Below are 25,277 nucleotides of genomic sequence, written 5' to 3'. Positions count from 1 at the left end.
GGTGCGGCGCCGGCTGTCGTCGTTCCGCTCGGACGACGGCAGCCTGTCTAGGGGGACTCGGTGAGTCCGAGCGCGGGGAAGAGCGCGCACTCGATGAAGCTGGTGAGGAACGCCTCGTCGGCGTCCTTCCCCTCGAACATCGGCCGGGTACGGATCACACCCAGCAGCTGCGCCGCGACGAACTCCTTCGCGGGGTTGTCCGCCGCGATCTCGCCGCGCTCCACCCCTCGGGCGAGCATGGCGTCGAAGGCCGCCGCGAACGGCGCGATCAGCGCCTCGCGCAGCGCTTCCATCAGCTCCGGATTCTGCAGGGCCGCCTGGCTGATCGCGTGCATCAGCGGGGTGTCGTGCCCGGCGTGGTCGCCGAGCGCCCGCGCCACCTGGCGCAGGTCCCCGGCGAGGGTGCCGGTGTCGATGTCCGCGATGGTGGCGGCCTTGTTCCCGCGCAGCGCGCAGGCCACCAGCTGGGGCTTGGTCCCCCACTGCCGGTAGAGCGTGGACTTGCCGCAGCGGCTGAGTGCGGCGACGCCCTCCATGGTCAGCGCGTCGTAGCCGCCCTCCCTGAGGAGGGTGAGCACCGCGTCGTAGAACTCCTGCGCCCGCTCGGGCGTGATCTTGGAGCGCGACGACGTGATCGCGGAGTCCTGGGGCGACGGCATGAGCTCTCCCTTTCGGTGTGACGAGCAGCATCGATACGCCAGTGTACCGATACGCAGCCGTATCGGTACACTGGCGTATCGATACGACGCGTTCTGGCGTCTTGTCGATCTGTCGATGACTGGAATGCAAAGGGGCACGGGTGATGCACGCCCGACATGAGCCTGCCGAAAGGGAGACGGACACTTCTGCCCGCCCGCCCCTCGTGCGCGAGCTGCTGCTCGTCGCCGGACTCTTCCTGGTGTACAAGTTCGGCAGGCTCGCTGCCAATGGCCATCTCGGCGAAGCCTTCCGCAACGCCGGGCACGTCTGGAACGCCGAGCGCGATCTGCACCTGCCCAGCGAGGCCGGAGTGCAGCACCTGCTGCTGCACGGCGACGCGCTCATACAGGTGGCGAACACCTACTACGCGACCGTCCACTTCCCGGCCACCATCGCCTTCCTGGCCTGGCTGTACTGGCGCAGGCCGCTCTTCTACACCCCGGTCCGGCGTGTCCTGGCCGCACTCACCGGCGCCGCGCTCGCACTGCACCTCCTGTTCCCCCTCGCTCCCCCGCGCATGCTCGCCGCGACGCACCTCGTCGATACGGCACAGGTCTACGGACCCTCGGTGTACGGCGCGAACCCGGACACCGACTCGATGGCCAACCAGTTCGCCGCGATGCCCTCGCTGCACTTCGGCTGGGCACTGATGGTGGCCATCGGCCTGATCGCAGCGACCCGCTCGCGGTGGCGCTGGCTCTGGCTGCTGCACCCGCTGCTGACGCTCCTGGTGGTCGTCGGCACCGCGAACCACTACTGGCTGGACGCGATCGCGGCGACCGCGCTGCTGGGCATCGCGCTGGCGGTCTTCCGCCTCCCGCGCGCCGAGCCTTCCGTACGCGAAGAGCCCGAGCCCGCGCCCGTACCCGCTCAAGAACCCGTGCGTGAACTCGCCGGATCGGGGGCCGCCCGATGAACGCCACCGTCACCGCCGTCGTCCTCTCACTGCTCTCCGCGATCGGTTACGCGACCGCCGCCGTCGCCCAGGAGCGCCTCGCCTCCCGCACCGCACCCTCCGCCGGCGTCCTGCGGCTGCTCGGGCGCGGCGCCTGGTGGGCCTCGGTCGGGCTCAACGCCACCGGCGCCCTGCTGCACGTGGCGGCGCTGAAGTACGGCTCGCTCACCCTCGTCCAGCCGCTCGGCGCGCTCACGCTGGTCGCCGCGGTCCCGCTCGGCGCGCGTCTCGCGGGCCGGCGCGTGGGGCGCTTCGAGTGGCGCGGCACCGTGCTGACCCTGGTGGGCCTCGGCGCACTCCTGCTGACCGCGGGCGGTCACGCTCCCGACGACACCCTGGCCGCCCCCGAGGCGCTGGGCGTCGCGGCCGTCACGATGGTTCTGGTCGCCGGTCTCTCCCGCCGGGGCCGGCACTCGGGGCTGCGGTTCGCGGCCGCGTCCGGGATCGCCTCCGGGGTGGCTTCGGCCCTCACCCAGACCGTGACGGTCTCGGTCACCGAGCGCTCGGGCCCGCTGCTGACCTGGCAGGTCGTCCTGGTGGCGGTGCTGGTCGCGGCCTTCGCCGCGGGCGGGCTGCTGCTCTCGCAGACCGCCTACCGCGACGGTCTCGGCGCACCGCTCGCCGTGGTCACCCTGGCCAATCCGATCGCCGCCTCGGTGATCGGACTGACCCTGCTCGGCGAGCAGCTCACCGGTGGCGTCGCGGGGCTGCTGCTCGCTCTGACGGGTGCGGGGGCCGCCGCCCTCGGCGTGTTCCTGCTCACCCGGACCGCTCCGGTCGAGACGCCGGCCGCCGTACCCGCCGCCGTACCCGCAGCGCTGCCGCCAGCGCCCTCGTACCCGGATCTCGTCGGGCTGCCCGGCATCCCGGTGCTGCCCGGTGTGCCGGTGCAGCGGACCACGATTCCCTTCCCGCCGGCACCGGCACTCTCCCACTCCTCCTCGGCGCCGCCCGGCAGGTAAGTACGCGTACACGCCCCCTTGTTGACGGGCGCGCTCTGTGCCATACATGGTCCAGACCATTCCCGTCGGACGGAGGCCCGCGCGTGCGCCGCATCCCGACCCTCGCCGCCGCAGCACTCGGACTGCTGCTGCTCGCCGCCTGTTCCGGGCAGCAGCCGGACACCCAGCGCCCGCCCGCGCCGGGCGGGGTGAGCGTGCAGGCGAGCAGTGCGACGTCGGCGCATGTGATGTGGGGGCAGGCTGCGAAGCAGGACGGCGTGACCCGCTACGAGGTGTTCCGGGCGGGCGTGCGGGTCAAGACCGTCGGGGCCGGCACGACCATGGTCGACATCGGCGGGCTCTCGGCGTCGTCCACGTACACCTTCACCGTGCGCGCCCTGGACGCGGCGGGCAACGCTTCGCCGGCCGGCAAGGAGGTCGCGGTGACGCTGCCGGCGGAGGTCCCCGACGACCACAAGGCGCCCTCCGCGCCCGGGAGTCTGCGGGCTGTGGCCGACGGGGCGCGGGCGGCGACGCTGCAGTGGGGTGTCGCGCGGGACAACGTGCGCGTGACCTCGTACGACATCTACCAGGGTCAGTCGAAGATCCACACGGTCGGCGGGAACGCCACGGCGGCGCACCTCACCGGACTGCGCCCGGCCACCGTCTACACCTTCACCGTCAGGGCCAGGGACGGCGCGGACAACGCGTCCCCGCCCAGCCCTTCGGCCGACCTCACCACCGCGTCGGCCCCGGGCCAGGGCCCCAGCACGGAGCCGACCGCGTTCACGGCGACGGCCCGCACCGCCAAGGGCGAGCGGGCCGTGGAGCTGGCGTGGACGGTGCCGCGTACGGGCGGCGAGGTGAAGGAGTATCAGATGTACCTGGACGGGCGGCTGACCACGACCATCGCGTACGGCGCCGCCGCGCCGCGGGACCGGGCGACGTACCGCTTCGTCGTCACCGAGAAGGCCGGCACCTCGTACGCGGTGAAGATCCGTGCCAGGCTGCCGGACGGCGACTGGGGGACCTTCTCGGCGGAGCGGACCGTGGTGACGCCGCGCTAGTGCGCCCAGAGGCCGCGGACGTGGCCGATGTGGCGGGTGATCACTTCGCGTACGGCGTCGGTGTCGCGGGCCAGCAGCGCGTCGAGGAGTTCGATGTGTTCCTGGCCGGAGGCCTCCAGACGGCCGTGCTTCACCAGCTCGGTGAGGCCGAACAGGCGGGCGCGCTTGCGGAGATCGCCCACCACCTCGACCAGGTGCTCGTTGCCGGAGAGGGCCAGCAGGCCGAGGTGGAAGCGGGTGTCCGCCTCGACGTACGCGATGAGATCGCCCGCCGCCGCCGCGGTGACGATCGCCTCGGCGACCGGGCGCAGCGCCTCCAGGGCGGCCGGATCGGCGCTCTCCGCGAGGCCGATCGTCGTGGGGATCTCGATCAGGCGGCGGATGTGCGTGTATTCGTCGAGCTGCTTCTCCGAGACCGCGGTGACCCGGAACCCCTTGTTCGGGACGGTGTCGACCAGGCCCTCCTTGGCCAGGTCCAGCATCGCCTCGCGCACCGGGGTCGCCGAGACGCCGAAGCGGGCGGCGAGGGTGGGTGCGGAGTACACCTCGCCGGGCAGCAGTTCGCCCGCGATGAGCGCGGCCCGCAGCGCGTCGGCGACCCGCTCCCGGAAGCTCTCGCGCCTGCCCCCGAGCACGGGCAGTTCGGGTGCGGGGGAAGCGGCGCGGTTGCGGGTCGCGGCCATCGGGGGGCTCCTTGCGGCAATGTCATGTACTGCATGAACTGACGGTCATTATGCGCTGATCAGAGAAGGAATCCGGCCGGGAACGGGTCGGTGGGGTCCAGCAGGTACTGCGCGGTGCCGGTCACCCAGGCACGGCCGGTGATGCTCGGGTGGACCGCGGGCAGGCCTGCCACCTCGGTGGTGCCGGTGAGGCGGCCCGTGAAGGAGGTCCCGATGAAGGACTCGTTGACGAAGTCGGTGTCCAGGGCGAGTTCGCCTCGGGCGTGCAGCTGCGCCATGCGTGCGCTCGTGCCCGTACCGCAGGGGGAGCGGTCGAACCAGCCGGGGTGGATGGCCATCGCATGGCGCGAGCGGACGGCGTCCGACCCGGGGGCGAGCAGGGCGACGTGGTGGACGCCGCGGATGGAGGGGTCCTCGGGGTGGACGGGCTCCTCGTCCAGGTTGATGGCGTCCATCAGGGTCAGGCCCGCGGCGAGGATCTCGTCCTTGCGGTCGCGGGTGAAGGGGATGCCGAACTGGTCGAGCGGGAGGATCGCGTAGAAGTTCCCTCCGTACGCCAGGTCGTAGGTGACGGTGCGCCCGTCGGGGAGGACGGCCTTGCGGTCGAGGGCGACGGAGAAGGAGGGGACGTTGCGGATGATGACGGAGCGCGCGGCGCCGTCCTCGACGGCGACCTCGGCGACGACGAGCCCGGCCGGGGTGTCGAGGCGGATGGTGGTGACCGGTTCGACGACCGGGACCATTCCGGTCTCCACGAGGACGGTCGCGACGCCGATGGTGCCGTGGCCGCACATCGGCAGGAGACCGGAGACCTCGATGTAGAGGACGCCGAAGTCCGCGTCGGGGCGGGTCGGCGGCTGGAGGATCGCGCCGCTCATCGAGGCGTGGCCGCGCGGTTCGTACATCAGGAAGGTGCGCAGTTCGTCCATGTGCTCGATGAAGTGGTTGCGCCGTTCCATCATGGTGGCGCCGGGGATCACCCCTACGCCGCCGGTGATCACCCGGGTGGGCATGCCCTCGGTGTGCGAGTCGACGGCGTGCAGGACGAGTTTGCTGCGCATCAGCTGAGCCCCTCCGCGACGGCCTTCTCGGTGGCGGCGCGGATCGCCTTCTCCTGCTCGGGCAGGAGCGGGACGCGTGGCGGGCGGACCGGGCCGCCGTGGCGGCCGACGATGTCCATGGAGAGCTTGATGGCCTGGACGAACTCGACCTTGGAGTCCCAGCGGTGGAGCGCGTGCAGCTGCCGGTAGAGCGGGAGCGCGGTGGTGAGGTCGCCTGCCGTGGCCGCCTTGTAGAGCTCGACGGTGGAGCGCGGGAGGGCGTTGGGGTAGCCGGAGACCCAGCCCTTGGCTCCGGCTATGGCGAGTTCCAGGAGGACGTCGTCGGCGCCGATCAACACATCGAGGCCGGGGGCGAGTTCGGCGATCTCGTAGATGCGGCGGACGTCTCCGGAGAACTCTTTGACGGCGCGGATGTGTCCGGCCGCGTGGAGCCGGGCGAGCAGGGCGGGGGTCAGGTCGACCTTGGTGTCGTGCGGGTTGTTGTACGCGACGATGTCGATGCCCGCCTGCGCGACCTCGGCGTAGTGCGCGAGGACGGAGCGCTCGTCGGCGCGGTACGCGTTCGGCGGGAGCAGCATCACGGACGCGCAGCCCGCGTCGCGCGCCTGCTCGGCCCAGCGGCGGGCCTCGGCGGATCCGTAGGCGGCGACTCCGGGCATCACGCGTGCACCGCCGACGGCAGCCACGGCGGTCTCGACGACCCGGATGCGCTCCTCGTCGGTGAGGACCTGGTACTCGCCGAGGGAGCCGTTGGGGACGACGCCGTCGCAGCCGTTCGCGATCAGCCAGCGGCAGTGCTCGGCGTAGGCCTCGAAGTCGACGCTCAGGTCGTCGCGGAGAGGGAGGGCGGTGGCGACGAGGACGCCGTGCCAGGGGTGGGTCGTCTCAGTCATGCGAGGCCTCATTTCGTGATGGGTTGCCCGGCTGGGCGAGTACGTCCAGCGGTACGGGGCGGGCGAAGGGCCGTCGGGCGGTGTCCGCGGGGCAGCCCGCGACACCCGCGACCCCGGGGGCGCAGACTCGGCCCTGGCACCAGCCCATTCCGGCGCGGGTGAGGAGTTTGACCGTACGCAGATCTCCGGCGCCGAGTCCGTCGACCGCCTCGCGGATCTCCCCTGCGGTGACCTCCTCGCAGCGGCAGACCACGGTGTCGTCGGTGACGGACTCGGCCCAGTGCGCGGGCGGGGCGTACACGGTGTCGATCGCGGCGAAGAAGGCACGGAGCCGGGTGCGGACGCTCTCGGCGGCGGACAGCACGCGGGGGTCGGGGGCGGCGCCCAACAGCCGTGCGGCGACGGAGAGTCCGGCGATCTCGCCCTCCGCGCGGGAGAGCACCGCTCCCCCGATGCCGGTGGCCTCGCCGGCCGCCCAGACTCCGGGGACGTCGGTGCGCTGCTCGTCGTCGACGGCGACGTTCACTCCGTCGAGGGTGCAGTCGAGCGCCTGGGCCAGGTCTGTGTGCGGCAGCATGCCGTGGCCGACGGCGAGGGTGTCGCAGGGGATGCGCCGCGCGGTGCCGGGCCTGATGCGGCCGTCCGCGTCGAGGGCGGCGACGGTGACGGCTTCGAGCCGGCCGGTGCCGTGTGCCCGTACGACGGTGTGGCGGGTCCGCACGGGGATGCGGCGGCGGGCGAGCGCGGCGCCGTACTGTGCGCCCTCGGCGAGCTTCGCCGGGTTCCGAACGAGCGTGGAGGCGTGCCGCGCAAGGGACTTGGGGTCGGCGGACTCGATGTACGCGGCGATGGTGGCACCCGCAGCGGCGAGTCCGGCGGCGACCGGCATCAGCAGCGGCCCGGTCCCGGCGACGACAGCGGTACGCCCGGGGAGCACGAGCCCGCCCTTGAGCATGGCCTGCGCGCCGCCCGCGGTCACGACGCCGGGCAGCGTCCAGCCGGGGAACGGAAGGACCTTCTCGTACCCGCCGGTGGCGAGCACCACGGCGTCGGCGGTGACGGTGTCGGGCTCGGTCTGCTCGGGACCGATGAGCGCGTGCACGGTGAAGCGGGTCTCCAGGCGTTCCACGAACCAGACATGACGGTCCGTCACATGCCGTACGCGGCCGGCCTCGACATGTGCCCGGAGGCGGGCGTTCAGTGACTGCCAGGTCCCCCACGCGTGGTGCAGCGCCTGCGGGCGCCGTGCGCCGAGTCCGGCGGCGGGGCGGCGGTAGAACTGGCCGCCCGCCTGCGGTGCGGAGTCCAGGATCGTCACACGTGCGCCCGCGTCCGCGGCCGCCAGGGCGGCGGCGACCCCGGCCGGGCCCGCGCCGATCACCGCGAGGTCCTGGTGCTCAGCGGAGTTCATCGTGGCCGGTCCCTTCCTGTGTGGTGATGGCGTCGCCGGGCTCCGCCGGGACGAGGCAAGCCCGTTGGTTGGGGCGGCCGTTGACCGTCACCAGGCAGTCGAAGCAGACGCCGATTCCGCAGAAGACTCCGCGCGGCTCGCCGGTCCTCCGGGTGGTGCGCCAGGACGTGACACCTGCGGACCAGAGGGCGGCCGCGACCGTCTGGCCGGGCAGCACCTGGATCTCGCGGCCGTCGAAGGTGGCGGTGTACGCGGGTCCGGGTTCGGCCCGTACCAGGTCGAGAGGGGTACGACGGTCGCTCACCTCTGGCCCTCCTCTGCGGGGAAGCGGTCGGGCCCGAACGGGGCGAGGTCCAGGTCCGGGGTCTTGTCCGTGAGCGACTGGGCGATCAACTGCCCTGTACCCAGGCTCAGTCCGATGCCCGCGCCCTCGTGTCCGCAGGCGTGGTACAGCCCGGGCAGCCGGGGGTCGGGGCCGATCGCCGGGAGGTGATCGGGGAGGTACGGGCGGAAGCCCAGATAACTGCGCATCGCCCGCACCTTTCCCAGTACGGGGAAGAGCGCGGTGGCCTGCGCCGCCAGGATGCGGGCCGCGGGCAGCGAGAACGTGCGGTCGAATCCGACCCGTTCGCGCGTCGCGCCGATCAGCACCGGTCCCGCCGCGGTGGACTCCACCACGGCCGAGCTCTGCAGCGAGGCCGAGTCGCTGGCGACATCGGCCACGTAGTCGGCGTCGTACACCTTGTGGCGCACGACCCCGGCGGGCAGCGGTTCGGTCACCAGGACGAAGCCTCGGCGCGGCAGCACGGGCAGGTGGACGCCCGCGAGCGCGGCGAATTCGCCGCCCCAGGTGCCCGCCGCGTTGATGACGGCCGGGGCGTGGATGTCGCCACCGTCGGTGCGTACGCCCGTCAACCTGCCGTCGGCGCCACGCAGTACTCCCGTGACGGCCCGACCCGTGTGAAGCGAGGCCCCGGAGCGGCGGATCAGGTGGGCGGCGGCGAGGGTGGGCATCACCTGGCAGTCCTGCGGGTAGTACATGCCGCCGCCGAGCCCGTCCGCGAGGTGCGGCTCCAGCTCGTGCAGTGCGTCCGCGGCGACCGACTGCGCCTCGACGCCGTGGGCGCGCTGTCCGGTCGCGAAGACCTCCAGCGCGCGCATCCCGGCGGGGTCGGAGACGACCATCAGGCCGCCCTTGGGCTCGAACTCGACGGCTTCGCCCAGTCCGGGTTCGGCCGCGACGTCCTTCCACAGCCGGCCCGAGTACAGCGCGAGATCGAGCTCGGGCCCCGGCTCCTTGTCGGAGACCAGCAGATTCCCCTCGCCCGCCCCCGTGGTGCCGCCGGCCACGGGACCGCGGTCGACGACGGTCACGCACAGGCCGGCCCGGGTGGCGTAGAAGGCGCAGGCCGCACCCACCATTCCCGCCCCGACGACCACAACATCGCAGGTCAGTCGATTGCTCACGCCAGTACTATGTCACATGTTTCCATTCCGCCCAAGGGTCTCTAGGCTGGAATCCCCGACGACGAAGGAGCCCCCGTGGCCCGCAAGAACAGCCTCTATCCCTCCGTGCCCGACGAGCTCGCCGCACTGATGCGCAAGGACTGGGCCGATACGGAGCTCCACGACCTCGACCCCGTCGAGCAGGCCCCGTACGCCGCCGCCCGCCGCGCCGCCCTCTCCGCCCGCTTCCCCGGCGAGCGCCTGCTGATCCCGGCCGGCCGGCTCAAGGTCCGCTCCAACGACAGCGACTACCCCTTCCGCCCCTACAGCGGTTACGTCCACCTCACCGGCGACCAGGGCGTCGACGGCCTCCTCGTCCTGGAGCCCAGGGCCGGCGGCGGCCACGACGCGTACTGCTTCCAGCTCCCCCGCTCCTCCCGCGAGGACGGCTCCTTCTGGCTGGGCGCCTCCACCGCCGAACTCTGGGTCGGCCGCCGCCACTCCCTCGCCGAGCAGGAGGCCCGCCTCGGCATGCCCGTGCACGACGTACAGGAAGCCGCGGCCGAGCTGGCCGCGCTCCCCGAGGCGCCGACCCGCATCATCCGCGGCCACGACGGCCGGCTCGAGGCCGCGGTCACCACCGACCCCGAGCGCGACGCCGAGCTGGAGGAGGCGCTCTCCGAGCTCCGCCTCGTCAAGGACGCCTGGGAAATCGGCGAGATGCGCAAGGCGTGCGACGCGACGACCCACGGATTCACCGATGTCGTCAAGGAGTTGGCGCACGCGGTCGCCACCTCCGAGCGCTGGCTCGAAGGCACCTTCTTCCGCCGCGCCCGCGTCGAGGGCAACGACGTCGGCTACGGCTCGATCTGCGCGGCAGGCGAGCACGCCACGATCATGCACTGGATCCGCAACGACGGCCCGGTCCGCCCGGGCGAACTCCTGCTGCTCGACGCGGGCGTGGAGACCGACACCCTCTACACCGCCGACGTCACCCGCACCCTCCCCGTCTCCGGCACCTTCACCCCGCTCCAGCGCAAGATCTACGACGCGGTGTACGACTCCCAGCAGGCCGGGATCGACGCCGTGGTCCCCGGCGGCCACTACCGGGACTTCCACGAGGCCTCCCAGCGCCTCCTCGCCGAGCGCCTGGTCGAGTGGGGCCTCCTCGAAGGCCCCGCGGAGCGCGTGTACGAACTGAACCTGCAGCGCCGCTTCACGATGGCCGGGACCGGACACATGCTCGGCCTGGACGTCCACGACTGCGCCCAGGCCCGCAACGAGGCCTATGTGGACTGCGTCCTGGAACCGGGCATGGTCCTCACCGTCGAGCCCGGCCTCTACTTCCAGGCCGACGACCTCTCCGTTCCCGCCGAGTACCGGGGCATCGGCGTGCGCATCGAGGACGACATCCTGGTGACCGAGGACGGCAACGAGAACCTGTCGGGCGCGCTGCCGCGCCGGTCCGAAGAGGTCGAGGCATGGATGGCCGGTCTGCAGGGGACTCCCATCACCCCCTGATCCCGCCCGGGTTCAGTAGCCGCGCCACCAGCGGGAGACGGACTGCCACAGCCGCTTGGGCGCGGAGGGCCTGCGCTGGGCGGGGATGTACGCCGCGGGCTGCGGCTGGTGCGGCGCCTCGAAGGGCGCGGCCTGCGGCGGCACCGGCGCGGATCCGTTCCCCGCCTGCGGATCCATGGTGACCTCCCACTCCGGCACCGGCCGCCGGGAGGCCGCCGGGTCGGGCGGCATGGTGATGTCCTGCGGCGGCTGCGCCTGGAACTTCACCGGGAGTTCGACCAGATGGCGCGACATGAGTGCGCTGATCCAGCGCAACTCATGTTCCTCCACGGCCAGTTCGATGTCCGGGAGGCGCATCAGCAGGGCGTCGACGCCGACTTCGGCGATGGCGCGTCCGATGTCCTGCCCAGGACATTCGTGCGCGCCGCCGCTGAACGACATATGGGCGCGGTTGCCCATCATCGAGGCGTGCGGGTCGGGGCGTACGACCGGGTCGACGTTGGCCGGGGCGATCCCGACGATCAGCGCGTCACCGGCCTTGATCTGCTGGCCGCCCAGTTCGGTGTCGCAGGTCGCCCAGCGGCCGAGGATCGTCGTGAACGGCGGCTCGTCCCACAGGGTCTGCTCCACCGCCTCGGGAACGGTCATGTGGCCGCCGCTGAGCTGGGCGCGGAAGCGGGGGTCGGTGAGGACCATGCGCAGCACATTGGCGATGAGGTTCGCCGTCGTCTCGTACGCGGCGATGAGGGTGAGGCGCAGGTGCTGGCCGACCTCGTCGTCGGTGAGTCCGGCCGGGTGCTGGATGAGTCGGCTGGCGAAGTCGTTCTCCGGGGCGGCACGGCGCGCGGAGACCAGGCGCATCAGCGCGGCCATCACATAGGCGTTGGAGGCGATCGCGGTCTCGGTGCCCTTGATCATGTCGCGGGCGGCCTGCACGAGGCGCTCGTTGTACTCCTCCGGCATGCCGAGGATCTGGCAGATCACCATCATCGGCAGGTGCTCGGCGAACCGGCCGACGAGGTCGGCGCGGCCCTGCTCGCAGAAGTCGTTGACGAGCCGGTTGCTGTAGCGGTTGATGAAGCGGCGGGTGCCCCGGGTGTCGATCCGGTCGATGGCGTGGGTGACGGCGCTGCGGGTGCGCTCGTGCTCGGCACCGTCGGCGAAGACGCACATGGGCTGCCAGGTGAAGACCGGGGTGAGCGGGTTGTCGGGGGCGATCGAGCCGTCGTGCAGGCGGGCCCAGCGGCGGGAGTCGCGGGAGAAGAGCGAGGGCGTACGCGTCATGTAGAGGTTCTCGGTGTGACCGAGCACCAGCCAGGCGGGGACGTCGCCGTGGATGAGTACGGGGGCGACGGGGCCGTGCTCGGCGCGCAGCTTCTCGTAGACACCCATGGGGTCGTTCTCGGCCTCGGCCCCGTACAGCCTGCGCAGTCCGCCGGCGCCGAGTCCGTGCGCGGGGCACTGCGGGGGCGGTTCCTGGCCGGGTTCAAAGTCGTAAGGCGTGGTCACGATCGCTCCAATTCGTGCGTACGGGAGTGAAGTTGAGGGGGTCAGGCCCGCTGCATGGCCAGGGAGTGCAGATAGCGCATCAGCGTCATGAGGGTGTCGCGGCTGGAGTCGCGCCGGCGGGCGTCGCAGTCGACTATCGGGACCTCGGGGGGCAGGTCGAGTGCGGTGCGCAGGCTCTCCAGCGGGTGGCGCGGCGCGTCGGGGAAGGTGTTGATGGCGACGACGAACGGCACCCCGCGCTCCTCCAGGCGCCCGATGACGTCGAAGCTGACTTCGAGGCGGCGGGTGTCGACCAGGACGACGGCGCCGAGGGCACCCTCGAAGAGGCCGTTCCAGAGGAACCAGAAGCGTTCCTGGCCGGGTGTGCCGAAGAGATAGAGCACCAGTTGTTCGCTGATGCTGATGCGGCCGAAGTCCATCGCCACCGTGGTGGCGGTCTTGTTCTCCACGCCGCGGTTGTCGTCCACGCCGACCCCGGCCTTGGTCATGGTCTCCTCGGTCGTCAGCGGACGGATCTCGCTGACCGAGCGCACCATGGTCGTCTTGCCCACCCCGAACCCGCCGACGATCACGATCTTGACCGCGGCGGTGGCCGTGTCCGGGAGCACGTCCTCCTTCCGGGGGCCCGGGATCGTGTCAGAGCTTCTGGAGTCCATGCATCACCGCTTCGAGAAGGGCCCGGTCGGGGAGCGCGGCGCGGACGATGGGCGCGCGCGACTCGACCAGTTCGGCCGCGAGGAGATCGGTCAGCAGCGCGGTCACCACGCTGAACGGCAGGCTCAGATAGGCCGAGACCTCGGCCACCGACAGGGGTGACGTGCAGAGCCTGACGATCGCGGCCTGTTCCGGCTGGACGGTCGGGGTGGGTTTGGCCCGGGCGACGACGATGGTGACCAGATCGAGCGCGGCACGCTCGCCGCCGTCCGGTCCGCCGGTGATCACGTACAGCCGTTCCGGGTCCTGTTGGGCCTTGACCGGCTTCCGGCGTTGCCTGCGTTGTCGACGGGGGTCGTCGTCGCTCATCCCGCCTTCCCGTCATGGCGCGGCGGACTCGCCAGATGCGCCCCGATCCGTACGACCATGTCGCGCATCGCGGCCCCCACCAGGCCGGCGTCCACGTGCTCGTCGGTGAGGACCGCGAGGTACGAGCCGGTGGAGACCGCCATCAAGTAGAAGTAGCCACCGGTGATCTCGATGACGACGAGTCTCATCCGTCCGTCGCTGTCGGGAATCTCGGTGGCGACCGCGGCGGCCAGCGACTGGAGCCCGGCGCAGGCGGCGGCGAGCCGGTCGGCCCCGTCCGGGTCGCCGCCGTGCCGGGCGATGCGCAGTCCGTCCGCCGAGAGGACCACGATCTGGTGGACGCCCGGAACGTTGTCGGCGAGGTCCTTGAGCATCCAGTCCATGCTGCCCAGTTGCTGAATCACTTCGGGTCCCCCTCTGACGGATCCTGCGGCACACCGTTGACGGCTTTGGTGAAGGCATCGAGCCAGATGCCCGGACCGGGCTCGTCCTCCGTCTTCTTCTCGTCGTACTCGTCGAACTCGTCGTGCCCCTGGGGCTGTTCGGGTGTGTACGGCTCGGGCGTGTACGGCTGCGGGATGAACGGCTCGGCCGGTGCCTGCGGGACCTCCGCCGGGAGCGGTGTCCGCAGCCGGGAGCGGCGCTGCGGGAGTCCGTTGGGGGTCCACTCGGTCACGACCGGGACGTCGTCCTCCATGGAGAGCGACGCGGGCAGCGACACGGGGGCCGGCAGGGTGGTGCGCTGGGGACCGGCGGGCTTGCGCGGCTTCTTGCGCCCGTGGTTGCGGCCCTCGAGCGGGTCGGGTCCGGGGGCGGCGTTGGCGATCGCCGTGGCGCCGATGCCGTGGGCGATACCGGGGGCAGGTCCCGAGGTGATGACCTCGCGCGGCACGATGAGCACCGCGCGGACGCCGCCGTACGCGGACTGGCGCAGTGCGATCTTGAAGTTGTACTTCTGGCAGATACGGCCGACCACGGCGAGCCCGAGTCGGGGCGAGTCGCTGAGGTCGTTGAGTCCGCCGCCGGCCTGGGCCCTGGTGATCATGCCTTCGGCACGCCTGCGGGACTCCTCGCTGAGGGAGACGCCCCCGTCCTCGATCTCGATGGCGATCCCGGTCTGCACCTCGACGGCGGTGACATGGACGCGGGTCTGCGGCGGCGAGTAGCGGGTGGCGTTGTCGAGGAGCTCGGCGCAGGCGTGGATCAGCGGCTCGACGGACGGGCCGACGATGGCGACCTTGGCGATGGAGTGCAGATCGACACGCGGGTACTCCAGGATGCGGGACATCGCACCGCGCAACACGCTGAACAGCGGGACCGGGTTGGGCCACTGGCGTCCGGGGCGTGCGCCGCCGAGCACCGAGATGGAGTCGGCGAGGCGGCCGATCAGGGCGTTGCCGTGGTCGATGCGGAGCAGGTCGTCGAAGACCTCGGGCTGGCGCCCGTGCTCGTCCTCCATGTCCCGGAGTTCCGTGGCCTGCTGGCGCACGATGGACTGGACGCGGCGGGCGATGCCCACGAAGGCGTGCTGGGATCCCTCGCGCTGGGCTTCTTCGTCGTCGACGATCCGCAGCAGGGAGTGCAGGATCTCGCGCTGCGCGGGCGGGAGGTCCCGGTACGTGTCGTTGTTGTCGACCAGGACGCGCATGACCTCCTCGGGCGATTCACCGTGCTTGAGCCGGTGGACCGCCGCGGGCATGAGCTCCTTGGCGAGCCGTACGGTCTCGGCGTCGTGCGCGGCGAGCCTGCGCTCCAGGAACGCGAGCCGCTGGCCGTAACTGTGGTGCAGGTGCCGCGCGACGCCGGCGCGGCGGATGATCTCGGCGACCAGTCCGGCGACCACGACGGTGGCCGCGGCTCCGGCCCACACGAGCGGTATCCGGGCGGGCTCGGTCACCGCGATCACGCCGGCGGCCGTGGCCGCGGACGTGAGGACGACGGAGAGCAGAAGCGCGCGAACTAGCGGGAGTGTCCTGTCGGTTGGAGGCGCCTCAACGCGAACCATGTGATCCCTCTGGCAGTTGACGGGGGGAGGTAATCGAACTATCAAGACATGTGGGAACAAGTGCATGAATACACGCCAACCCATGTCGTAGTGAGCGAGCGTAGCCCCATGGGATCAGCGCTGAGGCATATTCACGCAACGCCGGACAGGGGACGCTCAAGAGGAATAGACTCGCTTCTTTTTGCACACTCAGCGTCGACCTGTGCACCGGGAGTAACCGAACAGGAGCACCCAACAGCCCTTCAGATGGGGCGAATTGGTATCAGCTCAGGGCGATACGGGCCCGCTCGGCCAGCCCGTCGGCGCCACAGGCCTCGGCCAGCGTGAGACCGCGGGTCAGCTCGGCCGCCGACCGAGCGGCGATGCCGTACTCGACGCGGGCCAGGGCGTGTTCGTATGCGCACGGAGAAGCCTCCAGATACGCGACGGCCCCCCTCAGCAGCTCCACGGCGCGCGGCCCTTCCTCCAGCGCCGCCGCGCAGCGCAGCGCCTCACCGATGGCCGTGTCCGTGCCGAAGCGCTCCGCGCGGTCGCGCGCGTACGAAGCCAACTCGGCCGCCCGGAGGGGGTCTTCGTCGGCCAGAGCCCTGGCCAGGTCGCAGGCCCAGGGTGCCAGGATGCCGTTGTGGCGCCCGCGCTCCTTCAACGCCTCGCCCACCGCCTCCAGTTCGGCCACGGCCTCCTTCGTGCGCCCCTGGGCGAGCAGCAGCCGGCCGCGCACCGAGGGCGCATCGGGGATGACGATCGTGGAGGGGTAGGGCGGGACGAATCCATAACTGTCGGCCGCCTCCTGGGCCTCTTCGACATGGCCGCGGGCGAGCAGGATGTCGATGAGCATGCAGGCCGCGTCCCAGTTCATGGGCAGGCCGTTCCCGACGCGTTCGGCGAGTCGCAGGCTCTCGCGCACATACGTCTCGGCCTCCACGAGCCGGCCGCGGCGGCGCATGACATAGCCGACGAAGCAGTTGGCGAAGGAGAGATGCCCACCGCTCCAGCCACTGATCTCGTAGGAACGCAACGCCTCCGCGAACAGGCTCTCCGCCCGGTCGAGCCGGTCGGCGAAGGCATAACTGAGCCCGAGCATGGCCAGCGGCTCGAACCCCCAGGCGGGATCGGTCCAGCCGAGTCCGGGCGCGAGGCCCCCGTTGACCAGGGCGCGGTCACAGATCTGGACGATCTCGACGGCACTCTCGCCGCGGTTCGTCGCGTCCCAGGCGCGCAGCATCAGCAGCACCCGCTCGGAGGTGTCGCGCCCGCTCAGCCGATCGGCCGTCGCGGCCAGCCGGCGCGAGCGCCCCGGCCCGTCGTCCTCGACGGCCTGGACGCTCTCCCAGAGGAAGTGCGCGGTCTGCAGTCTGATCCGTGCGGGACCCTCCGGGGTGCGTTCCGCCTCGGCGGCCACCACGCGTGCCGCTTCCCGCATCTCGTTGTTGTGCGCCAGCGCCTGGGAGAGCCGGAAGACGGCGTCCACGCGCAGATCGCCCTCGAGGCCCGGCAGGGCGAGCGCATCCCGCAGATGGCCGACGGTGGTGGCGGGCGAGGTCAGGAGTGTGGCGCAGCCCAGTTCGTACAGAACCTCCGCCCGTACGTCGGTCAGCGGCGGCTCCTCCAGAGCGCGCTCCAGACAGCGGCGCGCGGCGTCCGGGGCGCCGACGGCAAGGTGTTCGGCTGCTGCCGCACGCAACTGCTCGACCAGCTCCGGGTCCTGGTCGGGGTGCACCTGGAGCAGATGCGGGGCGGCGGCCGCCGCGGGGCGTCCGGCCCGGCTGACAGCCCAGGCGGCCCGGCCGTGCATGGCGGTCCTCACCCCTGCGGGGATGGCGCGGTAGACACCACCGGCGATCAGCGGATGGACGAACTCCATCGGATCCTGGCCCACCAGGATCCGGGCGGCCCGCAGCCGCTGAGCGCAGGCTCCCGCCTCGGCCGGACCCATCCCGGCCAGGGCCGCCGCCAGGTCCAGCGAGATGTCGGTGCCCAGGATCGCCGCGGCCCACGCGAACCGCGTTGCCCCGGTGCCCAGTTCCTCCAGCCGGGCGATCAGCCCGGAACCGCGCGCCCCGGCTCCGATGGCGCGCAGGGCGCTCGCGGAGTCCTCGACCGGTTCCAGGGAGTCGTCCTGCACTTTGGCGAGGAGCTCGACGGTCTCGTACGGGTTTCCGCCGGTGACCGCCCACACCTCGCGGCAGAACGGGTCGTCGCTGTGCTCGCCGAGCGCCGCACGGGCCAGCGTGGCGGTGGCGTCGGGGGTGAACGCGCGCAGCGTGCTGCGGTTGCCGGCGGCCTCCCCGAGCGTGCTCAGGTGCTCGGCGGTCTCGCCGACGGGGTCTTCGGTGCGGTGCGCGACGACGATCAGGACCGGGAGTCCGTCGGGCCGCCGGGCGAAGGCGGCGAGCCAGGCGAGGGTCTCCAGGTCGGCCCAGTGCGCGTCGTCGACGACCAGGACCAGCGGCCGGTGCATCCCGGCCAGTTTCACGACCACCGCGTCCAGGCCGTCCCTGACACCCTGCGGGTCGGCGAGCTGCCCGCTGGGCGGTGCGACCCCGAGCGCCGGGCCCACGATCTCGTACCAGTCGCCGAGCAACTCCCGCACGTCGCACGGCGCGTGCTCGTTCAGGGCGGGCTGCAGCAGCTGGCGTACGACATGGAAGGGGACGGAGGTGACGGCCTCGCCGCCGCGCGCCGACCAGACCGTGCAGCGGCCTGCGGCGCTCCGGCGCAACTCGTTGAGCAGGGCCGTCTTGCCGAGACCCGCCTCGCCGCTGTAGATCAGCAGCCCGCCGGACGACTCGCCCGCGCACAGCGCCTCGACGGCCCGCGCGCCCGCGGCGAGTTCGGCCTCCCGCTCGAGCAGCGGGATGGCTTCCGGGTCCTCCGGCCGGGTCACCGTCATCTCAGCCTTCCCCAAGGTGTACTGGCTTACGAGCGTAGCCCGGCGGTGGTCCTCCGCGGGAAGGTCTGCGCGGATCCGCCCGGTTCAACCCCTGCCGCACGGGCGGCCGGCGGCCTCCGCTACCTTCCGGTCCATGAAAATCGACTGGGACCGCCGTACGTGTGCACGCAAGGGGCACGTCACCTACGCACCGCAGGAACCGGACCTGCGCAGCCGGCTGCGCGCCGAGACCGGTCTGGGCGAGGCCTGGCGCTGTCTGCGCTGCGGGGACTTCGCGCTCGGCGACCCGCACGGTGCGGGCCCGGCCGAGAACGCCCCGCTGGTGCCGCGCGGCAAGGTGCTGCGCGATCTGTTCGTGCTGCGGTTCCTGGCGCTGGAGCGGGCGGTGCGCGGGGTGTTCATCGTGCTGGCCGCGGCCGCGGTGTGGAAGTTCTCCAACAGCCAGGACTCCGTACGCCGCTTCTTCGACCAGAACCTCGAGGTCTTCCGCCCGGTCTTCCGGCACTTCCACTACGACCTCGACCACTCCCCCGTGGTCGACACCATCCAGAAGACCTTCGGCTACAAGCACTCCACGCTGATCCTGGTGGCCACCGCGCTGCTCGTCTACGCGCTGATCGAGCTCGTCGAGGCCGTCGGACTGTGGCGGGCCAAGCGCTGGGCGGAGTATCTGACCGTCGTCGCCACAGCGGCCTTCCTCCCCCTGGAGATCTACGAACTGACGGAGAAGATCAGCTGGTTGAAGATCGGCACGCTGAGCCTGAACATCCTCGCCGTGCTCTACATCCTGCTGACCAAGCGGCTGTTCGGGCTGCGCGGCGGCCACCCCGCCTTCGAGGCGGAGCGCCACAGCGCGTCCCTCATCGAGGTCGAGGCGACCGCGGGGGTGCCGCTCACTGCGTGACGGCGGGGGTCTCGTTCCAGGCGGCGACGACCGGGCGCCCGTGCTCGGTGCCGAGCCTGCTCACCGAGCCGGTGTCGAGCCGGAAGAGCGCGCCCGCGGACGCCGGCAGCCCGAGCCTGCGGGCGGCGAGCACCCGCAGGAAGTGTGCGTGCGCGACCAGCACCACGTCTCCGCCGTCCCCGTCGAGGTCGGCGTCGCGCAGCGCGGCGTCGACCGTCTTCAGGACGCGGTCGGCCCGCTCGCCGACCTCCTGCGGGGTCTCGCCGGGGTGTTCGGGCGGCCCCTCGGCGACGCCTTGCGTCCACAGGTCCCAGTCGGGCCGCTCCCGGTGGATCTCCACGCTGGTGATGCCCTCGTACGCCCCGTAGTCCCACTCGTGGAGATCGGCGTCGACGAACGTGGGGCCGAGCCCGGCCAGCTCGGCGGTGCGCCTGGCCCGCGCGAGCGGACTGGTGAGCGTCAGCGCGATCCGCCGCTCGGCGAGCAGCGGGGCGACCGCGCGCGCCTGCGCCTCGCCCGCCTCCGTCAGCGGCAGATCCGTCCAGCTGGTGTGTTTCATCGTGCGGCTCCAGCTCGTCTCGCCGTGCCGTACGAGAATCAGCTCACCCATGGCCGTCGCCTGCCCTCTTTGCCGCTGTTGATGTTGTACCTATCGGTCAGCGTGCCACGGCGGCCCGGCATTCCCTCAGAGGCGTCCCGCCTCGGTGATGCGGCTGAGGAAGCGCCGGGTGCGCTCGTGCTGCGGGTCGCCGAAGACGTCCGCGGCGGTGCCGCGCTCCAGGACGACACCGCCGTCGAGGAAGCAGACCTGGTCGGCGACGTCCCGGGCGAAGCCCATCTCGTGAGTGGCGAGGATCATGGTCATCCCGTCCTCCTTGAGGTCGCGTACGACCGTGAGCACCTCCCCCACCAGCTCCGGGTCGAGCGCCGCGGTGATCTCGTCGAGGAGCAGCAGCCGGGGCCGTACCGCGAGCGCGCGCACGATCGCGGCGCGCTGCTGCTGGCCGCCGCTGAGCCGGTCCGGGTAGTCGCCCGCCTTGTCGCCGAGGCCGAGCCGCCCGAGCAGTTCGCGCGCCCGTTCCTCGGCCTCCTTCTTCGGCACGCCGTGGACGCGGCGGGGCGCGAGGGTGATGTTGTCGAGCACGGACATGTGCGGGAAGAGGTTGTACGCCTGGAAGACCACGCCGATCCTGCGGCGTACGGAGTCGGCGTCGACCCGGGGGTCGGTGATCTCCTCGCCGTCGAGGTAGATCGCCCCGTCGTCGATCTCCTCCAGAAGGTTCGCGCACCGCAGCAGCGTCGACTTGCCGGAGCCCGAGGTCCCGATGAGGGCGGTCACGGTGTGCGGGGCGACGTCGAGGCTGACGTCGCGCAGGACGAGGGTGTCGCGGCCGAAGGTCTTGCGTACGGAGTCGAGCCGCAGGACGGGGGTCGGAGTCGCGCTCGGGGTCGCCTTCGCCTCGGTGGTCGTCATACGGTTCCTCCCTGGGCGCGCCGGCGGTCCATCCGGGCCGTCACCCAGTCGGTGAAGCGGGTCATGGGGATCGTGAGGGCGACGAAGACGAGCCCGGCGACGATGTACGGCGTGAAGTTGAAGTCCTTGCCGACGACGATCTGCGCCGCGTAGACGGCGTCGATCGCGCCGCCGATCGAGACGAGGCCGGTGTCCTTCTGCAGCGACACCAGGTCGTTGAGGAGCGGCGGCACGACGCGCCGGACCGCCTGCGGCAGGACGACGTGCCGCAGGGACTGCCAGTGGGAGAGGCCGAGCGAACGGGCGGCGGAGCGCTGCGAGGGGTGGACGCTCTCGATGCCCGACCGGACGACCTCGGCGACGTACGCGGAGTAGGTGAGCACCAGGGCCGCGCCGCCGAGGACGATCGGGTCGGTGGTGACGCCGGTCAGCCGCAGGGCGGGGACGCCGAAGATCATCACCAGCAGGTTGATGATGAGCGGGAGTCCGCGGAAGAAGTCGGTGTACGCGGCCGCGAGCGCGCGCAGCGGGAAGAAGACCGGGCCGCGCAGGGTGCGGGCGACGGCGATCAGTAGCCCGAAGAGGAAGGCCAGCGCCCCGCAGATCACCATCAGCCGGAGGTTGAGCCACAGCCCCCGCATGATGTCGGGGAACGAGGTGCGGGCCTCGTCCAGGCTGAGGAAGGTCTCGCGGGTGCGCTGCCAGCCGGGCGAGCTGACGATGCCGGCGTAGAGCGCGACGGCCACCACCAGGGTGGAGACGGCGGCGATCGCCGTGGCGCGGCGGGTGCGGACGCGCCTGTAGCGCTCCCGCTCGGTCCGCCGCGCCGACGGTACGTACAACTCCTGCTTGTCGAGCGTCACTTGAGCACCGGGGCGTCGACGGCCTCGGAGAGCCACTGCTTGTCGAGGGCGGCGAGCGTGCCGTCCTTGCGGAGAGCGTCGACCGCGCCGCTGACGCAGGAGGTGAGCTTCGATCCCTTGTCGAGGACGAGCCCGAACTGCTCGGTCTTGCCCCCGGTGCTGTCGAACTGGCCGACGATCTTCGCGTCCGTCACCTCGGCGGAGGTGATGTAGAAGGCGGTGGGCAGGTCGACGACGATCGCGTCGACCTGGCCGTTCTTCAGGGCGGACTTGGCGAAGTCGTTCTTCTGGAAGACGGCGGGGGTCTGGGTGGGCTTGATCGTGTCGTTGATGACATCGAGACTGGTGGTGCCGACCTGGGCGCCGAGCTTGGCGTTCTTGAGGTCGGCGACGGTCTTGGCGCCGTACGCCTTCGAGCCCTTGACGGCGATGACGGCCTGGCGGACGTCGTAGTAGCCGGAGGAGAAGTCGACGGCCTTCCTGCGGGTGTCGCTGATCGAGATCTGGTTGAGGTCGAAGTCGAACTTCTTCACGCCGGGCGAGAAGGCGTTGTTGAAGGGAACGGTCTGCCAGACGACGTCGGCGGGCGCGTAACCGAGCTGCTTGGCGACGGCGTACGCGACGGCGGACTCGAAGCCCTTTCCGTTGGCGGGCTTGTCGTCCTGGAACCAGGGGGCGTAGGCGGGCTTGTCGGTGCCGACGGTGAGCTTGCCGGCGGTCTGGGTGCTCAGCTTGCCGGGGGCGCAGGAGGTTGTGGTGGTGGGCGACGAGGCGGAGTCCGACGTGCCGTCGCTCTGCGGGGCACAGCCGGCGGCGGTCGCGGCGGCGAGGAGGGTGGTCGCGGTGCAGGTCGCGAGGCGTATCAGGCGCATGGCGGGAGAGTGGCAGGGGGCGGGGCGGTCTGTCGAGGCGGCACGGAAATCGTCCGCATGGTGGGAACTTGATTGCGGTGCCGTGACAATTGTGTGGCGAGGTGGGCGCGGGTCCGGCTGCGCGGTGGCTTCGCCCCCGAGCCCCCGGTAAGCGACCTCCGGCCGCTTGTCCTCAATCGCCGGACGGGCTGGATTTGCCCACCTGAGCTTGCATGTGCGGGCTCGTACAGCCCGCAGAAATCGAGCCCACATCGGGCAAAATCAAGCCCCTCCGGCGATTGAGGAGCGGGGGTCCGGGGGCAGCGCCCCCGGGACGGGGGTGCACCGTCGCAGCCCCCGGTTACGAGGTACCCAGGAGCCGCGCCAACCCGTCACCCCAGCCCCGCGTCCCGCGCCCAGTTCACCGCCTCCCCCCGGTCCGCCACCCCCAGCTTCGTCAGGATCGCCGACATGTGGTTGCCCACCGTCTTCGGCGACAGGCCCAGCCTCGCCGCCACCGCCGAGTTGGGGCTCCCCACCGCGATCAGGCCCAGCACGTCCCGTTCCCTCGGCGTCAGTTCGGGGCACGGGTCCGCCACCGGCTGCGGGCGGCTCAGGAAGCCGAGCACTCTCCGCGCCACCCCGGGGCCGAAGATCGCCTCGCCCGCAGCCACCGCCCGGATCGCCCGTACGATCTCGTCCTGGCCCGCGCCCTTGAGCACATATCCCCGCGCCCCCGCCCGCATCGCCGCGAACACGGAGTCGTCCTCCTCCACCATGGTGAGCATCAGGACCGCCACCGCCGGAGCGGCCCGGGCGATCTCCCTCGCCGCCTCGATGCCGTTCATCCCCGGCATCCTGATGTCCATCACCACCACCTGCGGCCGCAGCGTCACCGCCGCCCGCACCGCCTCCTTCCCGTCCGACGCCGTGCCCACGACGTGGACGCGCGGTTCCTCCTGGACGGACTCCAGGAGGGCGGCAAGTCCCGTACGTACGACGGGGTGATCGTCCGCCAGCACCACCGTCACCGCTTCGCGCCCGCTCATACCGGCTCCCCCAGCGGCAGCATCGCCACCACTCTCCCTCGCCCCGCCTCGCAGCTGCCGCCGAGTTCGGCGGCCCGCTCCTGCATGGAGGAGATGCCCACTCCGGGCCGCCACGACGACCCCGCCGAGCCGCCGTCGTCGCACACCTCCACGCGCAGGCCGTCCCCGACCACGATCCGCAGCTCCACCCTCGAAGCCCCCGAGTGCCGGGCGGCGTTGGTCAGCGCCTCCGTCGCGATGCGGTACGCGGCGACCTCGACCGCCGCGGGCAGCACCGGCATCAGCGGCGGCACCTCCATCCGTACCTCGATCGGCACGCCGTCCGCCCGCCAGGCCAGCCTCTCCGAGCGTTCCCTGAGTGCCCCGATCAGCCCCAACTGGTCCAGATCCGGGGGCCGCAGACCGTCCACCAGCCGTCTGATCTCCTGGACCGCCCCGCCGATCTCGGCCCGCAGCTCGGTGAGGAGTTCACCGGTGCGCTCGGGGGCCACCAGAAGCAGATTGTGCGCCGCGTCCGCCTGGAAGGCCGCCCCGGCGAGCGTGGGGCCGAGCCCGTCGTGCAGATCGCGGCGGATCCTGCGGCGCTCCTCCTCGCGGGCGGCCACGATGCGCTCCCGGGACTGCTGGAGCTGGGCGGAGAGCACGGTGGCGTGCAGGGCGGCGGCGAGCGGTACGGCGAGCAGTTCTAGTACGGCCAGGTCGGCAGCGGCCAACTCCCTTTCCCCCGGCCGGAGTCCGACGACCAGGTCTCCCACGCCGCGCCCCTCGTAACCGAGGCAGAGGGTGTGGGTGCGTTCGGTCCGCGTGCCCCAGGAGCTCTCTGCGACGGCGGCGTACGGCAGCCGCAGTGCCTCGCACACCGCTTCCGGTACGTCCCCGATCCCGGCCCCCGCCAGCCGTTCGCCGATCCGGGACACCGCACGCATCGGGTCGGTGCGCTCCCCGTACAGCGCCCGTTCGACCGCCGCCTGGAGTCTGCGGCGCGCCGGGTTGAAGGCGAAGGCGACGGCCAGGGTCGCGAACGCCGAGCCGATCAGGCCGGGTTGACGGTGCATCAGGACGTCGAAGACCGCGACGAGGCCCACGTAGGAGGCGACGACCGCGCCGGTGAGGAGCGCGTACAGCAGGGCGCGCGAGACGACGAGGCGGATGTCGAGGAGCTCGTGGCGCAGTACGGCGATGGCGATCGCGACGGGGAGGAGCAGGACCACATAGCTGAACTGCGGGATGCGCACCCCCGCTCCGAGCATCGCCAGGTTGAGCGCCTCGGGCAGGATGCCCAGGATCAGCCAGAGCAGTTGGCGCCGCTCCCGCTCGCCGCCGCGCCGGTAGCGCACGGAGAGCGAGGTGAGGGCGGCGAGCAGCGCGGCGCAGCATTTGGCGATCTCGAACACGAGCAGCCAGGACGGGACGGTCGGCAGCAGCGGTTCGGCGCGTGTGCCGTGGAAGAGGCCCCAGTCCCAGGTCGACCAGACCACGATGTCCAGGGGTGCGGTGAGGAGTTGGACCAGCACCACGTACCGCCAGCGCGGCCCGGTCAGCCGCCCGTCGGGGAAGAGGAAGACGGCCAGTACGAAGGCGGTCGACGAGCCCGTGATCCAGGTGTAGCGGCCGACGGTGGTGAGGGTGCGGAGCAGGGCCGTCGGCCAGCCGTCCTCCAGGCCGAGTGCGGTCAGGCCGATGGAGAGCCCGGTGAAGGCGTGGCCGAGGCCGTACGCGATGAGCAGCCAGCCCGCCGGATTGCGCGGCCGGTGCAGGGCGATGAGCGCACCGCACCCGGGGTAGGCGAGCGCGATGGCGAGGTCGGCGATCATGTCGTAGCGGAGTGCGTCGCCCATGCCGACGCCGGCCAGGGCCAGGCCGAGGATTCCGGTGAGCACCTGTGCGACGGAAAGCGCGAGCAGCGACCAGGCGAGCGCGGTGCGCCGCGGTGTCCTGCCGAACACGTCCTGTTCGTACGGCTGTTGACGGTGCGGGTCCATGGAGCCATCGTCCCGGCCCGCTTCCCGGGTGTCATGGGTGGAGTTCC

Annotated in this window: 24 protein-coding genes; 5 read left to right on the top strand and 19 right to left on the bottom strand. The window is 71.8% G+C overall.

Features of this window, described 5'->3' with window-relative positions; translation table 11 throughout:
• Nucleotides 1-47: 47 nt before the first annotated feature.
• Nucleotides 48-659, bottom strand: coding sequence for a TetR/AcrR family transcriptional regulator (locus OG707_RS35135; protein WP_329125664.1), 612 nt, complete (start codon nucleotides 657-659; stop codon nucleotides 48-50).
• A 140-nt stretch (nucleotides 660-799) separates the two neighbouring features.
• On the opposite strand from OG707_RS35135, the gene OG707_RS35130 reads away from it, so the two are divergent.
• The 3 genes from OG707_RS35130 (at nucleotide 800) to OG707_RS35120 (ending at nucleotide 3,662) form a co-directional block, all read left to right on the top strand.
• Nucleotides 800-1,615, top strand: coding sequence for a phosphatase PAP2 family protein (locus OG707_RS35130; RefSeq protein WP_443071433.1), 816 nt, complete (start codon nucleotides 800-802; stop codon nucleotides 1,613-1,615).
• Complete coding sequence (locus OG707_RS35125) at nucleotides 1,612-2,616, top strand: DMT family transporter (protein ID WP_329125660.1); 1,005 nt, start codon at nucleotides 1,612-1,614, stop codon at nucleotides 2,614-2,616. The genes OG707_RS35130 and OG707_RS35125 overlap by 4 nt, the downstream gene beginning before the upstream one ends.
• 83 nt (nucleotides 2,617-2,699) lie before the next feature.
• The gene (locus OG707_RS35120; protein ID WP_329125658.1) at nucleotides 2,700-3,662 is read left to right on the top strand and encodes a fibronectin type III domain-containing protein; all 963 of its coding nucleotides are present in this window, start codon (nucleotides 2,700-2,702) and stop codon (nucleotides 3,660-3,662) included.
• Here OG707_RS35120 and OG707_RS35115 read toward each other — a convergent pair.
• Genes OG707_RS35115 through OG707_RS35090 form a run of 6 tightly spaced genes read right to left on the bottom strand, consistent with a single transcriptional unit; the run spans nucleotide 3,659 to nucleotide 9,177 of the window.
• The gene (locus tag OG707_RS35115) at nucleotides 3,659-4,345 is read right to left on the bottom strand and encodes a GntR family transcriptional regulator (RefSeq protein WP_329125655.1); all 687 of its coding nucleotides are present in this window, start codon (nucleotides 4,343-4,345) and stop codon (nucleotides 3,659-3,661) included. The two genes, OG707_RS35120 and OG707_RS35115, sit on opposite strands and share 4 nt — an antisense overlap.
• A 59-nt stretch (nucleotides 4,346-4,404) precedes the next feature.
• Nucleotides 4,405-5,406, bottom strand: a complete 1,002-nt coding sequence (locus OG707_RS35110; protein WP_329125654.1) for a proline racemase family protein — start codon at nucleotides 5,404-5,406, stop codon at nucleotides 4,405-4,407.
• Entirely contained in the window at nucleotides 5,406-6,299 is an 894-nt protein-coding gene (locus OG707_RS35105; protein ID WP_329125651.1) for a dihydrodipicolinate synthase family protein, read from the bottom strand. Before OG707_RS35105 ends, OG707_RS35110 begins: the two co-directional genes overlap by 1 nt.
• Complete coding sequence (locus tag OG707_RS35100) at nucleotides 6,292-7,710, bottom strand: FAD-dependent oxidoreductase (protein ID WP_329125648.1); 1,419 nt, start codon at nucleotides 7,708-7,710, stop codon at nucleotides 6,292-6,294. The genes OG707_RS35105 and OG707_RS35100 overlap by 8 nt, the downstream gene beginning before the upstream one ends.
• Entirely contained in the window at nucleotides 7,697-8,014 is a 318-nt protein-coding gene (locus tag OG707_RS35095) for a (2Fe-2S)-binding protein (protein WP_329125646.1), read from the bottom strand. Before OG707_RS35095 ends, OG707_RS35100 begins: the two co-directional genes overlap by 14 nt.
• The gene (locus OG707_RS35090) at nucleotides 8,011-9,177 is read right to left on the bottom strand and encodes an NAD(P)/FAD-dependent oxidoreductase (RefSeq protein WP_329125643.1); all 1,167 of its coding nucleotides are present in this window, start codon (nucleotides 9,175-9,177) and stop codon (nucleotides 8,011-8,013) included. Before OG707_RS35090 ends, OG707_RS35095 begins: the two co-directional genes overlap by 4 nt.
• Before the next feature lie 129 nt (nucleotides 9,178-9,306).
• On the opposite strand from OG707_RS35090, the gene OG707_RS35085 reads away from it, so the two are divergent.
• Nucleotides 9,307-10,677: an aminopeptidase P family protein gene (locus OG707_RS35085; RefSeq protein WP_329128137.1), complete on the top strand. Its 1,371-nt coding sequence runs from the start codon at nucleotides 9,307-9,309 to the stop codon at nucleotides 10,675-10,677.
• A gap of 12 nt (nucleotides 10,678-10,689) precedes the next feature.
• Here OG707_RS35085 and OG707_RS35080 read toward each other — a convergent pair whose 3' ends face one another.
• The 6 genes from OG707_RS35080 to OG707_RS35055 all read right to left on the bottom strand — a co-directional run bounded on the left by OG707_RS35080 (nucleotide 10,690) and on the right by OG707_RS35055 (nucleotide 18,107).
• Nucleotides 10,690-12,186 (bottom strand): cytochrome P450, encoded by a 1,497-nt coding sequence (locus OG707_RS35080; protein WP_329125641.1) that lies wholly within the window; start codon nucleotides 12,184-12,186, stop codon nucleotides 10,690-10,692.
• Between the two features lie 41 nt (nucleotides 12,187-12,227).
• Nucleotides 12,228-12,842 carry a GTP-binding protein gene (locus OG707_RS35075; RefSeq protein WP_329125639.1) on the bottom strand — a complete coding sequence of 205 codons (615 nt, stop codon included), beginning with the start codon at nucleotides 12,840-12,842 and terminating at the stop codon, nucleotides 12,228-12,230.
• Nucleotides 12,823-13,209: a DUF742 domain-containing protein gene (locus tag OG707_RS35070; protein ID WP_329125637.1), complete on the bottom strand. Its 387-nt coding sequence runs from the start codon at nucleotides 13,207-13,209 to the stop codon at nucleotides 12,823-12,825. The genes OG707_RS35075 and OG707_RS35070 overlap by 20 nt, the downstream gene beginning before the upstream one ends.
• On the bottom strand, nucleotides 13,206-13,613 hold the full coding sequence (locus OG707_RS35065; RefSeq protein WP_329125635.1) for a roadblock/LC7 domain-containing protein: 408 nt from the start codon (nucleotides 13,611-13,613) through the stop codon (nucleotides 13,206-13,208). Before OG707_RS35065 ends, OG707_RS35070 begins: the two co-directional genes overlap by 4 nt.
• Nucleotides 13,610-15,214, bottom strand: a complete 1,605-nt coding sequence (locus OG707_RS35060; RefSeq protein ID WP_329125633.1) for a sensor histidine kinase — start codon at nucleotides 15,212-15,214, stop codon at nucleotides 13,610-13,612. The genes OG707_RS35065 and OG707_RS35060 overlap by 4 nt, the downstream gene beginning before the upstream one ends.
• Nucleotides 15,215-15,476: 262 nt before the next feature.
• Nucleotides 15,477-18,107 (bottom strand): ATP-binding protein, encoded by a 2,631-nt coding sequence (locus tag OG707_RS35055; protein ID WP_329125631.1) that lies wholly within the window; start codon nucleotides 18,105-18,107, stop codon nucleotides 15,477-15,479.
• 133 nt (nucleotides 18,108-18,240) lie between these two features.
• Between OG707_RS35055 and OG707_RS35050 the strand changes: the two genes are divergently transcribed.
• On the top strand, nucleotides 18,241-19,011 hold the full coding sequence (locus OG707_RS35050; protein WP_329125629.1) for a DUF2127 domain-containing protein: 771 nt from the start codon (nucleotides 18,241-18,243) through the stop codon (nucleotides 19,009-19,011).
• On the opposite strand, the gene OG707_RS35045 is transcribed toward OG707_RS35050, so the two are convergent.
• From OG707_RS35045 to OG707_RS35020, 6 genes are all read right to left on the bottom strand, one after another.
• Nucleotides 19,001-19,621 (bottom strand): histidine phosphatase family protein, encoded by a 621-nt coding sequence (locus OG707_RS35045; protein ID WP_329125627.1) that lies wholly within the window; start codon nucleotides 19,619-19,621, stop codon nucleotides 19,001-19,003. The two genes, OG707_RS35050 and OG707_RS35045, sit on opposite strands and share 11 nt — an antisense overlap.
• Before the next feature lie 75 nt (nucleotides 19,622-19,696).
• Nucleotides 19,697-20,485 carry an amino acid ABC transporter ATP-binding protein gene (locus tag OG707_RS35040; RefSeq protein WP_329125625.1) on the bottom strand — a complete coding sequence of 263 codons (789 nt, stop codon included), beginning with the start codon at nucleotides 20,483-20,485 and terminating at the stop codon, nucleotides 19,697-19,699.
• On the bottom strand, nucleotides 20,482-21,348 hold the full coding sequence (locus OG707_RS35035; RefSeq protein WP_329125623.1) for an amino acid ABC transporter permease: 867 nt from the start codon (nucleotides 21,346-21,348) through the stop codon (nucleotides 20,482-20,484). Before OG707_RS35035 ends, OG707_RS35040 begins: the two co-directional genes overlap by 4 nt.
• The gene (locus OG707_RS35030) at nucleotides 21,345-22,220 is read right to left on the bottom strand and encodes an ABC transporter substrate-binding protein (protein WP_329125621.1); all 876 of its coding nucleotides are present in this window, start codon (nucleotides 22,218-22,220) and stop codon (nucleotides 21,345-21,347) included. The genes OG707_RS35035 and OG707_RS35030 overlap by 4 nt, the downstream gene beginning before the upstream one ends.
• Before the next feature lie 371 nt (nucleotides 22,221-22,591).
• Nucleotides 22,592-23,248, bottom strand: a complete 657-nt coding sequence (locus tag OG707_RS35025) for a response regulator transcription factor (protein WP_329125619.1) — start codon at nucleotides 23,246-23,248, stop codon at nucleotides 22,592-22,594.
• Complete coding sequence (locus OG707_RS35020; RefSeq protein ID WP_329125617.1) at nucleotides 23,245-25,230, bottom strand: sensor histidine kinase; 1,986 nt, start codon at nucleotides 25,228-25,230, stop codon at nucleotides 23,245-23,247. Before OG707_RS35020 ends, OG707_RS35025 begins: the two co-directional genes overlap by 4 nt.
• Between the last annotated feature and the right edge of the window lie 47 nt (nucleotides 25,231-25,277).

Source organism: Streptomyces sp. NBC_01465 (genome assembly GCF_036227325.1).
Taxonomy (GTDB): Bacteria; Actinomycetota; Actinomycetes; order Streptomycetales; family Streptomycetaceae; genus Streptomyces.
This window is presented reverse-complemented; position numbering and strand designations above follow the sequence as displayed.